Source organism: Streptomyces sp. CA189 (assembly GCF_056428985.1).
In genome coordinates this window covers 1-14,488 of record NZ_JBWJVM010000099.1, presented here as the reverse complement: position 1 = coordinate 14,488, position 14,488 = coordinate 1, and the positions used below count along the sequence as shown (strand labels likewise).

Here is a 14,488-nt window from a genome sequence, read left to right as displayed (position 1 = left end):
TGCGGAAACGGTTCGCCCGAGTCGTTCCACGCACATTCAGAAAATGAGCTGGCGGTGCCGTAGCAGTGGCGCGGTACATGGGCTGCCGAGCGAATGACACGAGCTGCGGGGCTGGTGGCACGAGCTGCGGAGCAACCTGCACGAGTCACCGCTCCCGGGGCGCCCTCGGAAAAATCCTCGGGCGCTACCCGGGAACAGCTGCCGCGGACCCCGCTCGGGTCCGCGGCCGCCGGCCGGGGGCCGTCCCCCCCGGCCGGACTCCGTGGGATCAGGCCTGCGCGGAGATCCGCGCGAGGCGCTGGGCCTCTTCCCGCGTGGACACGGCGATGGCGTCCTCGTCGGCGAAGAGGAGACGGTTGTTCTCGACGATCTGCTTGCCGTTGACGAACGACGCGGTGACCGGGGCCGCCGCACCGAAGACCAGAGCGGTGACCGGGTCGGCGATCGAGGAGTGCAGGAGGGTGTTCAGGTTCCAGAGCACCAGGTCGGCGCACTTGCCGACCTCCAGCGAACCGATGTTCGAGGCGCGGCCGAGGACCTGGGCGCCACCGAACGTACCGAGGCGCAGGGCCTGGCGGGCGTTCAGGGCGCGCTCGCGGTGGACCGGGTTCAGACGGTTGATCAGCAGCGCGTTGCGCAGCTCGGTGTGCAGCTCACCGGACTCGTTCGAGGCGGTGCCGTCCACGCCGAGGCCGACCGGGACGCCGGCGGCGAGCATGTCCGGGACGCGGGCGATGCCGGCGGCCAGACGGGCGTTGGAGGACGGGCAGTGCGCGACACCGGTCTTGGTACGGGCGAACGCGGCGATGTCGGAGTCGTTCATGTGGACGCTGTGCGCCATCCACACGTCCTCGCCGAGCCAGCCGGTCGACTCGAAGTAGTCGGTCGGGCCCATGCCGAACAGTTCCTTGCAGAACTGCTCTTCCTCGACGGTCTCCGAGCCGTGCGTGTGCATGCGCACACCCAGGCGGCGGGCCATCTCGGCACCCTGCTTCAGCAGCTCGGTGGAGACCGAGAAGGGGGAGCACGGGGCGACGGCGACCTGGGTCATCGCGTCGAAGGAGGCGTCGTGGTACTTCTTCACGGTCGCCTCGGTGTCCGCGAGGGCACCTTCGAGGGTCTCGACCGCGTGGTCCGGCGGCAGGCCGCCGTCCTTCTCGCTGCGGTCCATCGAACCGCGGGCGAGGGTGAAGCGGACGCCCATCTCGGACGCGGCGCGGATGATCGACCCGGAGAGGTCGCCCGAACCCTTGGGGAAGACGTAGTGGTGGTCCATCGCGGTGGTGACGCCACCCTTGGCCATCGCGGCGAGGGAGCCCTGCGCGGCCGTGTACGTCATCTGCTCGTCGATGCGCGCCCACGTCGGGTACAGCGCGACCAGCCAGTTGAAGAGGTTGTGGTCGGTGGCCAGGCCACGCGTGATCCACTGGTAGAAGTGGTGGTGCGTGTTGACCAGACCGGGGGTCACGAGGTGCCCGGTGCCGTCGATGCGGCGGACGACGTTCTCGAGGTTCTCGGGGGCCTTGCCCGCGCCGACGAACTCGATCTTGTTACCGGCGAGCACCACGTGACCCGAGGCGTACTCGGTGTCGTTGGCGTCGACGGTCGCAATCGCACAGTTTTCGATGACGATGCGCTCTACGGCGCTGTCATTGGCTGCCGATGCTGCCATGGGACTTCCTCGTGCTTTCAGTGGCGGTGCGGGCACGGCAAAACCCAGGGGATTTGAGTGCCGGAGCCGGGGGCCTTGACAGCTGACAGTACTGCCGCCCCGTGTGGTGCGTCCGGGTGCCGATTCAGGAAGTTCAAAAGTGTTGAAAGTGCTGACAGGTGTCGCGCCGCCCCGGGGCCACTGCGGAGCCCCGGGACGCGCGTGCCACATCAGAGGTTGGTCATGTCCACGGGGATGCGGGCGTCTACGCCGTCGCGGAGGACCGTCGCCTCGATCAGACCGTACGGGCGGTCCGCGGCGAAGTAGACCTCGTTGTCGTTCTTGAGACCGAAGGGCTCGAGGTCGACGAGGAAGTGGTGCTTGTTCGGGAGCGAGAAGCGAACCTCGTCGATCTCCGAACGGTGGTTGATGATGCGCGAACCCATCTGGTACAGGGTCTGCTGCAGCGACAGGGAGTAGGTCTCCGCGAAGGCCTGGAGCATGTGCTTCCGGGTCTCGGCGTAGGACTTCTCCCAGTTGGGCATCCGCTGCTCGTCATCCGACCAGGCGAAGCGCCAGCGAGCCGAAACCTGGGTCGCCAGGATGCGGTCGTAGGCCTCCTTCAGGGTCGTGTACTTGTCCTTCACGTAACCCCAGAACTCGGAGTTCGTGGAGTTCATGACGACCAGGTCCTTGAGGCCGGAGATGACCTCCCAGTTCTTGCCGTCGTACGTGATCTGGGTGACGCGGGTCTCCATGCCCTCGCGGACGAAGGAGTGGTTCACCTCGTCGGAGCCGATGAACTTGGAGTTCGCGTCCGAGGTCGCGATCCGGGACCAGGAGTACTCCTCGATCCGGATGCGGGCCTTCTGGATCGGCTCCTGGCTGTTGACGAACCAACGCGCCAGGTGGATGCCGAACTGCTCGGCGGACTCGATGCCGTACTCCTTGGCGAACGCGTACACCGTGTTCTTGGTGGTGTCCGTCGGCAGGACGTTGGCGTTCGAGCCGGAGTAGTGGACGTCGTCCATGTCGCCCGACAGGGCGACCGAGACGTTCAGGTCCTTGATGTGGTGGGTGTCGCCGTCCCGCGTGATCTTGACTACGCGGTTCTCTGCTTTGCCGTACTGGTTCTGGCCCAGAATGGTGGCCATGCTAGCTCCCTCGGTAAACGGAGTAGCCGAACGGGTTGAGCAGCAGCGGTACGTGATAGTGCTCGCCCGGGTTCACCGCGAAGGTGATGGTGACCTCGGGGAAGAACGCACCGCTGTCCCTTACGCGGGGGGCGTCCTGCTGTGCCTCGGCGGCTTGCTTCTTGGAACTGTGCTTATTCAAGAAGTACGTCTCGGTCTCGAAGTCGAGGCGCACGTGGGTGGTGCCCTCCGGCAGCGCCGGCAGGTCCTTGCAGCGCCCGTCCACATCGGTGGCGGATCCGCCCAGGGCCGCCCACTCGCCGTCGAGACCCGTACGGGCCGACAGGGAGATCGCGACGCCTTCGGCGGGCTTTCCGATGCTGGTGTCCAGGATGTGCGTGGACACCGACGCGGTGGTCTCAGTGCTCATGCTCGGTCTTACTCTCCTTCTACGGATTCCACGAGACGGGTCAGCCGAATCCGGTTGATCTTGACGAGCTCGCCACGAGCGGTTTCCCGCTCCTGTTCCGGCGAGTTCTCGATCCGGACCTTGACCGCGTCCCGCATGAACTCACCGGTCGCACCGGTGGCGCAGATGAGGAAGACGTGGCCGAACTTGTCCTGGTAGGCCAGGTTCAGTTCGAGGAGCTCGGTCTTGAGCTCCTCAGAGGCACCGGCCATGCCGCGCTGTTCGCGGGCGGAGGTCGGGTCTCCCGGCTTCGGCCGGCCGATCGGCGCGTGTCCACCCATCGCCTCGCCCAGGTCCTCCGCGGTGAGCTCGGCCATGGCGGCCTCGTTCACGGAGAACAGGGTTTCGACGCTGGTGAAGGGGCGCTGGGCGAGCAGCTTGCTGCCCCATGCCGAGCTGGCACACACCTCGTGCAGCTCGGCCGTGGCCGCGCTGTCGTCCAAGGCGTTGAACCGGGTGAGACCCGGGGTCGGACTCGAAGTCACGGTAGGCCTCCGTGGCCTGTTGTTGCTTTGACGGGCTGCGCATAGCTAACGCCCTCGACAACACGGCGTCAACACTTTGTTGAAACTTCCCGTACACAAAAGCCGCCGCCCGGGTGAATTGGGCGGCGGCTCGTCACGGTGAGTCAATCAGGATTCACTCTTGGTTGGTCGCGGCGGACCCTTTGGGAGTGCTCGAGTCCCGGTTCAGGTAGTTGTAGACCGTGAAGCGGCTTACGCCCAGGGCTCCCGCAACCGTTTCCACACCGTGCCGGACCGAGAAGGCGCCGCGCGCCTCCAGTATCCGTACGACGTCCTGCTTGGACTTCCGGTCGAGCTGGGACAACGGTACGCCGTGCCGGCGCTCCAGCGCCGCCAGGATGTGGTCCAGCGAGTCCGAGAGCTGCGGAAGCCGTACGGCGAGCAGGTCCTGGCCCTCCCAGGCCAGCACGACGTCGTCGGGCTGGGCCAGGGACGGATCCATCAGCTCGCCGCCCATCGCGTCCACCAGCGGCTTGACCGCGGCGACGAAGGGGTGGTCCCGGGGCTCGGTCATGGCGCCTCCTCCCCGATCACGTTGACCTGGAGCGAAACGCGCGTGGCTCCGGCCTCCAGGGAGTTCCGCAGCAGCGCGGTGACCGCGGTCAGCACCGCTTCGGACTCCCCCTCGGCCGTATTGCCGAACGGGCCTACATCCACCGCGTCCAACTGGGCCGTCTGGATGACCTCGCGAGCGGCTACGGCATGGGCGGGGGCCTCTTCTAGATCGAAGGGCTCGGTCGTGAACTCCACTCTCAATCGCACGCCGCTCAAGCTACCTGGCAGTCCGGACTTTTCGGGAGGCGGTACTTGACAACCAGGCCGCCCTGCTTGCAGTCTTCCATCAGGCAGAAACTAACTTCCGCAATACGGAAGGAGCGCACACCCCTCATGGGATACACGGACCAGCGCTTCGATGTAAATCTTTCGATCCTCTTCACGGAACTCCCGCTCCTGGAGCGTCCCGCGGCTGCCGCCGCAGCGGGCTTCACGGCGGTCGAGCTGTGGTGGCCCTGGATCGAGACCCCCACCCCCGCTCAGGAGGAGCTCGACGCCCTCAAGACCGCTCTTGAGGACGCCGGCACCCAGCTGGTGGGCCTGAACTTCTACGCCGGCCAGCTGCCGGGTCCGGACCGCGGTGCGGTCTCGGTTCCCGGTGAGGAGTCGGAGCGCTTCAACGCCAACATCAACGTGGCTGCGGACTTCGCCGCCTCGGTTGGCTGCAAGGCGCTGAACGCCCTGTACGGCAACCGCGTCGAAGGCGTGGACCCGGCCGTTCAGGACGAGCTCGCGCTGAAGAACCTGGTCGTGGCGGCTCAGGCCGCGGACCGCGTCGGCGCGATCCTCCTGATCGAGACCCTGAACAAGCCCGAGTCGCCGCTCTACCCCCTGGTGAGCGCCCCGGCCGGCATCGAGGTAGTGGACAAGGTGAACGAGGCCACCGGCCTCGGGAACGCCAAGTTCCTGCTCGACCTGTACCACCTGGCGATGAACGATGAGGACCTCTCCGAGGTCATCGAAAAGTACGCCGCCAAGACCGGACACGTCCAGATCGCGGACAAGCCGGGACGAGGTGCCCCCGGCACCGGCGAGCTGCCCCTCGAAGAGCTGCTCGACCAGCTCCAGAAGGCCGGCTACCAGGGCTTTGTCGGTCTCGAGTACAAGGCCGCCGACGCCGCCGCCTCCTTCGCGTGGCTGCCCGCCGAGGCCCGCGCCGCGAAGTAAGCGGAAAAGTCCGGGCGAACAGCCAGGCACCTGACGAACTTTTCGTACGAAGCATTAAGAGAAGGACCCTCATCATGAGCAACCTCCCCAAGATCGCATGGGTCGGACTTGGCATCATGGGCTCCCCCATGGCCGAGAACCTCCTGAAGGCCGGCTACTCGGTCACCGGCTTCACGCTGGAGCAGGACAAGCTGGACCGCCTGGCCGCGGCCGGTGGCGCTGTCGCCGGTTCGATCGCCGACGCGGTCAAGGACGCCGACGTGATCATCACGATGGTGCCCGCCTCCCCGCAGGTCGAGGCCATCTCCTACGGTGAGAACGGCATCCTCGAGAACGCCAAGTCCGGCGCGCTGATCATCGACATGTCGTCGATCACCCCGCAGACCTCGATCGACCTGGCGAAGAACGCCGCCGCCAAGGGCATCCGCGTCATCGACGCCCCGGTGTCCGGTGGCGAGGCCGGTGCCATCGAGGCCGTCCTGTCGATCATGGTGGGTGGCGACCAGGCCGACTTCGACGAGGCCCTGCCGGTCCTCGAGGCCCTCGGCAAGGTCATCGTCCTGTGTGGCCCGCACGGCTCCGGCCAGACGGTGAAGGCTGCCAACCAGCTCATCGTCGCGGTGAACATCCAGGCGTGCGCCGAGGCCGTCGTCTTCCTCGAGAAGTCGGGCGTGAACCTCGAAGCCGCTCTGGACGTGCTCAACGGCGGTCTGGCCGGCTCCACGGTCCTGACCCGCAAGAAGGCCAACTTCCTGAACCGCGACTTCAAGCCCGGTTTCCGGATCGACCTGCACCACAAGGACATGGGCATCGTCACCGACGCCGCCCGCAACGTCGGTGCGGCCCTGCCGGTCGGCGCGGTCGTCGCCCAGCTGGTCGCCTCGCTGCGCGCCCAGGGTGACGGTGGCCTGGACCACTCCGCGCTGCTCCGCGCGGTCGAGCGCCTCTCCGGCGCCCAGATCTGAGCTCCGCTCCGATCGGCGGCCCGATCCTAGGGCCGCCACCCGCCCCGCTCACGGGGCCCTGAGTTTCCGGATGGTGCCGGTGCTGACACCTGTCCTGTCGCGCCCAAGTGCCGGCACCGTCCGGATTACCTCTCCTCCACTCTTTCTTTCAACAAACTGTTGACGTCGAGTTCATGCCGAAATTAGGCTGTTCCGCATGACGGAAGACGGATTCCGTCAGCAGTTCCCCGTACGGAAGGTCACCATGTCGAAGCGCACGCTGACGACCGAGTCTGGCGCCCCGGTCGCCGACAACCAGAACTCCGCTACCGCCGGCGTCGGTGGCCCCCTGCTGATCCAGGACCAGCAGCTCCTCGAGAAGCTCGCCCGCTTCAACCGCGAGCGCATCCCGGAGCGCGTGGTGCACGCCCGCGGCTCTGCCGCGTACGGCCACTTCGAGGTGACCGACGACGTCACCGCGTACACCAGCGCCGCGTTCCTGAACACGGTCGGCAAGAAGACCGAGACCTTCCTGCGGTTCTCCACCGTGGCCGACTCGCTGGGCGGCGCGGACGCGGTCCGCGACCCGCGCGGCTTCGCGCTGAAGTTCTACACCGAAGAGGGCAACTACGACCTCGTCGGCAACAACACCCCGGTGTTCTTCATCAAGGACCCGATCAAGTTCCCCGACTTCATCCACTCCCAGAAGCGCGACCCCTTCACGGGCAAGCAGGAAGCGGACAACGTCTGGGACTTCTGGGCGCACGCCCCCGAGGCGACGCACCAGATCACCTGGCTGATGGGTGACCGCGGCATCCCGGCGTCGTACCGTCACATGAACGGCTACGGCTCCCACACGTACCAGTGGACCAACGAGCAGGGCGAGGCCTTCTTCGTCAAGTACCACTTCAAGACGAACCAGGGCATCCGCTGCCTGTCGGGCGAGCAGGCCGCCGAGCTCGTCGGCTCCGACGCCAACTCGCACCAGACCGACCTGCTGCAGGCCATCGAGCGCGGTGTGAACCCGAGCTGGACCCTGTACGTCCAGGTCATGCCGGCCTCCGAGGCCGCGGACTACCGCTTCAACCCGTTCGACCTCACCAAGGTGTGGCCGCACAGCGACTACCCGCTGCAGCGCGTGGGCCGTCTGGTCCTCGACCGCAACCCGGACAACGTCTTCGCCGAGGTCGAGCAGGCCGCGTTCTCCCCGAACAACTTCGTCCCGGGCATCACCGCCTCGCCGGACAAGATGCTCCAGGGCCGCCTCTTCGCGTACGCCGACGCCCAGCGCTACCGCCTCGGTGTGAACCACACCCTGATCCCGGTCAACGCTCCGAAGGCGACGAAGGCCGACAACTACGGCCGCGACGGCGTCATGGCGCTGCGCAACGGCTCGCGCTACGACAAGAACTACGAGCCCAACTCGCACCAGGGTCCGGCCGAGACCGGTCTGGCGCTGGGCGCCCCGAAGGCCGTCTCCGGCTACACGGGCACCCACGAGGCTCCGGCCCACACCAAGGACGACGACTTCTTCCAGGCCGGTGAGCTCTACCGCCTGATGTCGGAGGCCGAGAAGCAGCGTCTGGTGGCGACCATCGCCGGCGGCCTGTCTCAGGTCACCCTCGAGGACGTCATCGAGAAGAACCTGGCTCACTTCCACGCCGCGGACGCCGACTACGGCAAGCGCGTCGAGGAGGCCGTCCGCGCCCTGCGCGACGCCTGAGCCCACAAGCTGCGCCGGGATCCTGACGGGAGGTCAGGATCCGGGTGCTGAGCCCACACCGCGGACCCGGATGAGGGGTGGTACGCGGTGAGGGCAGGACGAGGACCGTGGCGAGCGTGCGAGCCAGTGCGGTGGTAATGGGTTCCGAGGCCCGTCTCTTGACCTGAGGGAGACGAAGCCGGAGTTCTCGTCGCCGTTCGCCACGGTCCCAGCCAAACCACTCCTCTCTATACAGGGGCCACGCACAGAGTCCCCTGTATAGAGGCGAGAACCTCCCCACACTCTCCGCCCGGCGGTGCGAACGTCCTGTCGCGCCAGCCTCGTACCGTCGGGCGGTAACAAGCAACACACACTCAAAGAGCCGAGTCACGGACGGTCCCGTGACTCGGCTCTTTGCCATGTGGGGCTTTTCTGTATGTTCCTCTAGCAATCGCTCTGCCGTACGGCTACGAATGAGCGGTAGAGGGTGAACAGCCCCGTCCATGGAAGAAGACCGGGCGGGCAGCGGCCTTTCCCTCTCGCACCGTCGCCTCGGGGGCGATCGGGCCCTGCGGCGGAGCGGCCCCAGCAAGGCCCGCCTCCGGAAGGAGGACACATGAGCACCCGACACATCCGCCGCAGCGCCGCCCTCGTGGCGACGGCGTTCGCTCTCCCCGTCGCCCTGGGTGTCGCAGCCCCGGCGTTCGCCGGCTCCCAGCAGGCCGACCCTTACGGCCCTGCCTGTGCGTCGGTCCCCAAGGAGGGCTCCGGCAGCCTCGCCGGCATGGCCGAGGACCCCGTGGCCACCGCAGCGTCCAACAACCCGGCCTTGTCGACGCTGGTCACCGCCGTCAAGAAGGCCGGCCTTGTCGACACCCTGAACAACGCCAAGGACATCACCGTGTTCGCGCCGACCAACGACGCCTTCGCGAAGATCCCGAAGGCAGACCTCGACAAGATCCTCGCCGACAAAGCCGAGCTGACCAAGATCCTCACCTACCACGTGGTGGGCGAGAAGATCACACCCAACCAGCTCGGCACCGGCTCGTTCAAGACTCTTGAAGGCGGCTCCCTGACCACGACGGGATCCGGTGAGTCGTTCACCGTCAACGGAAAGGCAAAGATCGTCTGCGGCGACGTCCAGACCGCCAACGCCACGGTCAACATCATCGACACGGTCCTCACACCGATGTGAGCGCCCGGGACAACCGCGCCGGGGCGCACTCTGACACCGCAGCCCCGTCAGCTTGATCTTCGACCTTAGGTCGAAGATCAAGCTGATCCACCGTTTCCTCAGCCTTGACATCCGGCTCCTGGACACCAACCGGGACGCAGTCCTGTGCTGGGGGGACGAAACTCGCCCGTTCTCCAGGCGGTCCCCATGTGTCCCTTCCCCCATCCCGATCCCGATCCCTGGCGCCGTAACGCCCCGCGGCGCCCTCCTTCACGCAGACAGGGGAGGCATCGGTGGAGGACCGTCTTCTTCGCCCTCATCGGGCTCTTCACCGGGCTGGCGACCATCGGGTACCTCACGAGCGACGGTGACGGCCCGGTCTCCAGCCCTCCCGCACCGACATCCGTGCAGTCGAAGAGCGGGGCGGAAGAACATGGCATCGGTCCCTCTCCCGTCGAACGGAGCGAGTCGGTGGCCCAACGCCCCACCGTCGTCGGCATCGTCGATGGCGACACGATCGAGGTCCGCGGCGTCGGCGGCATCCTGCCCGCCGGTGTGACGTCAAGGGTGCGGCTCCTGGTCATCGACGCGCCAGAGAAGGGGGCTTGCTTCAGCCGCGACGCCACGGCCCGGATCAAGGCGCTGCTACCGCAAGGCTCCGGCCTGCGGATCGAACGCGACACCGAGCTCAAGGATCCGTACGACCGCCATCTGCTGTACGTGTGGAACGAGCAGGGCGTGTTCGTCAACGCGTCACTGGTCCGCAGCGGTCACGCCAAGGGGGTGCTCTACCCGCCCAACGACGCGCGCTGGCCGGAGATCTCACAGGCCCACGAAGCCGCCCGGAGAGCCGGAGCCGGCCTGTGGTCGGCCTGCCCTGGATCCACGCCCGAACCAGCCGAGACGCCCGAGTCAGCGGATCCGGATGTGGATGTGGATGTGGATAATCCTGCCGGACTGCCGCCAGGCCCACCCGCAGGCATCCCCGATGTGGACTGCTCCGATCTCTCCAACACGGTGTGGGTCGGAGCCGCCGACCCACACCGGCTGGACCGCGACGGCGACGGCATCGGCTGCGACAGCAAATGACCCCCGCCTGGCTCGTCGCCAAGGGCAACCGACGAGTCCCGCGGCGAGGCATCATCCCCCACACCATCCGGGGCCGCCCGGCCCCCGGCCGGACAGCCCCACAACAAGATTTTCAGCAGCCCTCTAGACGAGTTCCGCCGCCAGCAACGCGGCGGTCTTGGCCACCAGCGGGTTGTCGGACGGGGCGTCTTCCTCGTGTTTGGTCGTCAGGACAGCCATCACGATTGGCCCGTTGTCCGGGGGCCAGGTGATGCCTGCGTTGTTGTTGCCCCCGTACTTCCCGCCGCCGGTCTTGTCGGCGAGAATCCAGTCGGCGGGGAGGCCTGCGCGGAATCTGTCGCCGCTGGTCGTGTTGGCGAGCAGCCAGCCGACGAGCCGTTCCCGGTCTTGGGGTGTGAGTGCGTCACCGAGCGTGAGACGCGCGTAGGTCCGGCCGATGGCGCGCGGGGTGGTGGTGTCGGTGACGCGCCACGGTTCTGCCGAGTTGAGTTCGGGCTCCCATCGATCGAGCCGGGTCCTGCCGTCCCCGATCGAGCGGCAGAAGCGGGTGATGGCGGCAGGTCCGCCCAGCTCGCGGAGCAGCAGGTTTCCCGCGGTGTTGTCGCTGTGGCAGATGGCTGCGTCGCACAGCTGGGCGACGGTCATGCCGGTTTCGAGGTTCTCGGCCTTGCCGGTCTCCGGGGAGTAGCCCGACTTCGTTACGTACTCATCGGTGTACTGGATGCGCTTGGCCAGGAACTCGCCGTCGTGGTCGAGGTCGCGCAGCACGGCTGCGGCGGCGATCGTCTTGAACAGGGAGCACATCGGGAAGCGTTCGTCGGCCCGGTACGCCACCGTCCTGCCGGTACGCATGTTGCGGGCGAAGACACCGAGGCGGGCGGAGTGCTGCTGCTCAAGCTCCCTCAGCCTCAAGGTGATGCCGTCCCCGGCGGGTAAGGCGTGTGCCGTTCCGCCGAGGGGCAGGGCGGCGGAGAGTGCCGCACCGGCACCGAGAGCAAGTGCGGCGCGGCGGGACGGGCGTGGTCCTGTGGTGCGCAAGGCGTTTCCCCTTCTGAGGCGTCATGACGTACGACGCACGTGGCAGCCGGGCTGGATGCACTAAGGATGCGACACCTGGTACGAGGCTCCCGGCTGCATGGCTCCTGCCACCCTTGCGCGCCTCGTGCGCGCATGCATGAGTACCCATACTCAGAAACCCCGCATAACCTCATGGATCCTCGCGGGCACCGTGGTCCCCCATCAGGTCCGGCGCCTGCACCGCGCCGAGGCCGCGGGGTGGTGCGAACAGGGCTTGAGTCACAGGAGGCGGCGCACGGCGTGGACGATCGAGCGGCGGCGGTCGTCGGTGCTCTCGTCCTCGGTCGTAGAGGCGGGCATCCCGGTGGCATTGCTCGGGTTCCATGCGAGGGCGAGGCTCAGGACGAGGGTGAGCAGCGCGGTGGGGGAGAAATCGGCGCCGATGCCGTCCTTCTTCTGCACCGAGTCGAGCGCCTCCAGCTTCGCGTCGCGTGTCGGTGCCGCGACCGCGGGGTCCCGGTCGTGGCTGTCGCCGCGCTCCAGTCGGTGCCAGGTGGCGAGCCGGATGACCTCGGGGTGCTGCCGGCAGTAGTCGAAGAGCCGCCCCGCGTACCCGGGGAGATCCTCGGGGGTGAAGGGAACCGCGTTCAGACCGTGGGTGACGTGGGTGTCGAAGACCGCGTCGAAGAGCTGGTCCTTGCTGCAGAAATAGACGTAGATGAGGTTCTTGTTGGCAGCCGCCGCCTTGGCGATCCGGTCCACCCGGGCTCCGGCGATGCCGTGTGCGGCGAACTCGTCGGTGGCGGCCTGGAGGATGCGGGCCTTGGTTGCATCGGCGCGGGACATGCGAGGCATCGTAACGGGGGGAACTAACTAGTGACCTGAGTCAGAGATTCGGTGGCAGTAGGCGGCGACTTTGTCGAGGATTTCGTCGGCTGTCTTCGTCCAGACGAAGGGCCTGGGCTGGTCGTTCCAGTCGGCCAGCCATGAACGGATGTCGCGTTCGAGTGCCTGGACGGATCGGTGGACTCCACGCTTGAGCTTCTTCTGTGTGAGCTCGGCGAACCACCGCTCCACCAGGTTCAGCCACGACGCACTCGTGGGCGTGAAGTGCAGGTGGAACCGCGGGTGAGCCAGCAGCCACTTCTTGATGTCGGGCGTCTTGTGGGTCGCGTAGTTGTCCAGGATCAGGTGGACTTCGAGGCTGGCGGGGACCTCCTTGTCGACCTTGGCCAGGAACTTCTTGAACTCGGCGGCCCGGTGGCGGCGGTGCAGCGATCCGATCACCCTGCCGGTCGCGACCTCGAGCGCCGCGAAGAGGGTGGTGGTGCCGGCGCGGATGTAGTCGTGACTGCGTCGCTCGGGAACGCCGGGCATCATCGGCAGGACGGGCTGGGACCGGTCCAGGGCCTGGATCTGCGACTTCTCATCCACGCAGAGGACCAAAGCCTTCTCCGGCGGGTCGAGGTAGAGGCCCACCACATCGCGAACCTTGTCGATGAACAGAGGATCCGTCGACAATTTGAACGTCTGCGAACGATGCGGGGCCAGGGCGAACGCCCGCCAGATCCGCGAAACCGTCGACTGCGACATGCCCGTCGCCGCGGCCATCGACCTGGTCGACCAATGCGTCGCGTTCTTCGGCGTCTCCTCCAGGGTTTTGACGATCACCCGCTCGACATCCGCGTCGGTGATCTTCCGCGGGACGCCCGGCCGCGGCTCGTCGCCCAGCCCGTCCAGGCCGTGCTCGATGAAGCGCCGCCGCCAGGTGCGGACCGTATCGGGAGCGATCCGCAACCGGCGCGACACTTCCATCACCGAGTGCCCGTCCGCGCACTCCAGCACGATCCGGGACCGCTGAGCCAGAGCCTGGGCCGTCGTGCGACGACGTAACCAGCCCTCCAACACAGCACGCTGGGCATCGGTCACCGACAACGGCGGAATCTTCGGACCCGGACGACTCATACCGAACTAACGCCAAACCTAAGACTCAGGTCACTAGTTAGATTCCGAAGGCGTCGAGGAGCGCGTCCGACGCGACCAGCAGAACCGTGCACCACAGGGTGACCCCGGCCATCAGCCAGCGGATCAGCCGCCACCGGGGGATGCCCAGCGCGGCGCCGAGCAGGGACGAGCCCCAGGTGCCGAAGAGGGCGGGCCCCACGATGCCGAAACCCACCACGCCGTACCGCTCGAAGACCCGCCGCGCCCGCCGCCCCGCCGGGCCGGAGAGCCGGTCGACCGCCCGTGACCCGACGGCGGCCACGCCGTCGGAGGGTGCGCCGTCGGAGGACGTGCCCGTCGCCGAACCGGCGCTCACCACGGGCGACTTCCGGCGGGCTTGCCAGGACTGCCAGCGCGACCGGGCCCGTTCCATGGCGAGCACCGCGAAGACCACGCAGCAGGCAGAGCCCAGAAGGACCGCGAACAGTGCGACGGGACCGGGCAGGGAGAGCGAGAGCCCGACGGGCACCGCGGTCGTACCGATGGCGAAGCCGGCTAACAGGGTCCAGGCGAATCTCCCCATGCGGATTCCTTCGGCTGCGTCGTTCACGTCGCTCACGTCGTTTCGCCGTGTCGTTGACAGCCTAATTGACTAACTGGTTACTTTTATGACGATGACTCATGTCGACGTGGCGCCGGGCGGGTCCGCGTGCCGGGGAGACGGGTCAGAACCGGGCGTCCGGGCCGTAGCGGTCCAGCAGGAACCGCCCGTCGGCCATCAGGGCATCGCGCGTCGGCCGCCTGCGGACGGGCCGGCCGTCGCCCCAGTCCTCCGCCATGACGGCGAGCGCCATGACGGCCCCCGCGGCCCGTCCGCGGCGGCCGCGTCCAGCTCGTGCGGTGCCTCGGGCCCGTCGACGCCGCGTACCGCCTGGTGGAACGGCTTCGGGACCTGGGGCCCCACGGGAACGCGGAACGGCCCCCGTCCCTCCCTTGGGTTCTAGGAGTCGTTGCAACACCCCAGTTCAAGGGGTGGCATGGGCTTCGAGATCCGCGAGGACCGGCAGCCGCAGGGACGTAAGAAGCTCGCTCGTGAGCGGGCGGCATACTCCCGGCTCA

Annotated in this window: 16 protein-coding genes; 5 read left to right on the top strand and 11 right to left on the bottom strand. The window is 67.4% G+C overall.

Annotated features, from left to right (window positions below; all coding sequences use genetic code 11):
• Positions 1 to 268 precede the first annotated feature (268 nt).
• From AC061S_RS39795 to AC061S_RS39770, 6 genes are all read right to left on the bottom strand, one after another.
• On the bottom strand, positions 269 to 1,672 hold the full coding sequence (locus AC061S_RS39795) for an 8-oxoguanine deaminase (RefSeq protein ID WP_243339131.1): 1,404 nt from the start codon (positions 1,670 to 1,672) through the stop codon (positions 269 to 271).
• 209 nt (positions 1,673 to 1,881) lie between these two features.
• The gene (gene pucL / locus AC061S_RS39790; RefSeq protein ID WP_327255912.1) at positions 1,882 to 2,805 is read right to left on the bottom strand and encodes a factor-independent urate hydroxylase; all 924 of its coding nucleotides are present in this window, start codon (positions 2,803 to 2,805) and stop codon (positions 1,882 to 1,884) included.
• 1 nt (position 2,806) lies between these two features.
• Entirely contained in the window at positions 2,807 to 3,214 is a 408-nt protein-coding gene (gene uraH, locus AC061S_RS39785; protein ID WP_478690749.1) for a hydroxyisourate hydrolase, read from the bottom strand.
• 8 nt (positions 3,215 to 3,222) lie between these two features.
• Positions 3,223 to 3,738, bottom strand: coding sequence for a 2-oxo-4-hydroxy-4-carboxy-5-ureidoimidazoline decarboxylase (uraD, locus tag AC061S_RS39780; protein WP_478690748.1), 516 nt, complete (start codon positions 3,736 to 3,738; stop codon positions 3,223 to 3,225).
• 154 nt (positions 3,739 to 3,892) lie between these two features.
• The gene (locus tag AC061S_RS39775) at positions 3,893 to 4,291 is read right to left on the bottom strand and encodes a helix-turn-helix domain-containing protein (protein ID WP_478690747.1); all 399 of its coding nucleotides are present in this window, start codon (positions 4,289 to 4,291) and stop codon (positions 3,893 to 3,895) included.
• Positions 4,288 to 4,539 (bottom strand): YkoF family thiamine-binding protein, encoded by a 252-nt coding sequence (locus AC061S_RS39770; RefSeq protein ID WP_254381171.1) that lies wholly within the window; start codon positions 4,537 to 4,539, stop codon positions 4,288 to 4,290. Before AC061S_RS39770 ends, AC061S_RS39775 begins: the two co-directional genes overlap by 4 nt.
• 126 nt (positions 4,540 to 4,665) lie before the next feature.
• Between AC061S_RS39770 and AC061S_RS39765 the strand changes: the two genes are divergently transcribed.
• From AC061S_RS39765 to AC061S_RS39745, 5 genes are all read left to right on the top strand, one after another.
• The gene (locus AC061S_RS39765; RefSeq protein ID WP_243339126.1) at positions 4,666 to 5,499 is read left to right on the top strand and encodes a TIM barrel protein; all 834 of its coding nucleotides are present in this window, start codon (positions 4,666 to 4,668) and stop codon (positions 5,497 to 5,499) included.
• Between the two features lie 74 nt (positions 5,500 to 5,573).
• Complete coding sequence (locus tag AC061S_RS39760) at positions 5,574 to 6,464, top strand: 2-hydroxy-3-oxopropionate reductase (protein WP_478690746.1); 891 nt, start codon at positions 5,574 to 5,576, stop codon at positions 6,462 to 6,464.
• Between the two features lie 244 nt (positions 6,465 to 6,708).
• On the top strand, positions 6,709 to 8,166 hold the full coding sequence (locus AC061S_RS39755) for a catalase (protein WP_478690760.1): 1,458 nt from the start codon (positions 6,709 to 6,711) through the stop codon (positions 8,164 to 8,166).
• 595 nt (positions 8,167 to 8,761) lie between these two features.
• Positions 8,762 to 9,340 carry a fasciclin domain-containing protein gene (locus AC061S_RS39750; protein ID WP_478690745.1) on the top strand — a complete coding sequence of 193 codons (579 nt, stop codon included), beginning with the start codon at positions 8,762 to 8,764 and terminating at the stop codon, positions 9,338 to 9,340.
• A gap of 450 nt (positions 9,341 to 9,790) precedes the next feature.
• A complete protein-coding gene (locus AC061S_RS39745) occupies positions 9,791 to 10,408 on the top strand; it encodes a thermonuclease family protein (protein WP_478690744.1) in 618 nt (205 codons plus the stop codon).
• A 123-nt stretch (positions 10,409 to 10,531) separates the two neighbouring features.
• Here AC061S_RS39745 and bla read toward each other — a convergent pair whose 3' ends face one another.
• From bla to AC061S_RS39720, 5 genes are all read right to left on the bottom strand, one after another.
• Positions 10,532 to 11,446 carry a class A beta-lactamase gene (gene bla, locus AC061S_RS39740; protein WP_478690743.1) on the bottom strand — a complete coding sequence of 305 codons (915 nt, stop codon included), beginning with the start codon at positions 11,444 to 11,446 and terminating at the stop codon, positions 10,532 to 10,534.
• 258 nt (positions 11,447 to 11,704) lie between these two features.
• Positions 11,705 to 12,271 (bottom strand): TetR/AcrR family transcriptional regulator, encoded by a 567-nt coding sequence (locus AC061S_RS39735; RefSeq protein ID WP_478690742.1) that lies wholly within the window; start codon positions 12,269 to 12,271, stop codon positions 11,705 to 11,707.
• 27 nt (positions 12,272 to 12,298) lie between these two features.
• Positions 12,299 to 13,390: an IS630 family transposase gene (locus AC061S_RS39730; RefSeq protein ID WP_478690741.1), complete on the bottom strand. Its 1,092-nt coding sequence runs from the start codon at positions 13,388 to 13,390 to the stop codon at positions 12,299 to 12,301.
• Positions 13,391 to 13,427: 37 nt separating this feature from the next.
• Positions 13,428 to 13,952 carry a hypothetical protein gene (locus AC061S_RS39725; RefSeq protein ID WP_478690740.1) on the bottom strand — a complete coding sequence of 175 codons (525 nt, stop codon included), beginning with the start codon at positions 13,950 to 13,952 and terminating at the stop codon, positions 13,428 to 13,430.
• Positions 13,953 to 14,094: 142 nt separating this feature from the next.
• On the bottom strand, positions 14,095 to 14,223 hold the full coding sequence (locus AC061S_RS39720; protein WP_478690739.1) for a hypothetical protein: 129 nt from the start codon (positions 14,221 to 14,223) through the stop codon (positions 14,095 to 14,097).
• Positions 14,224 to 14,488: the final 265 nt, after the last annotated feature.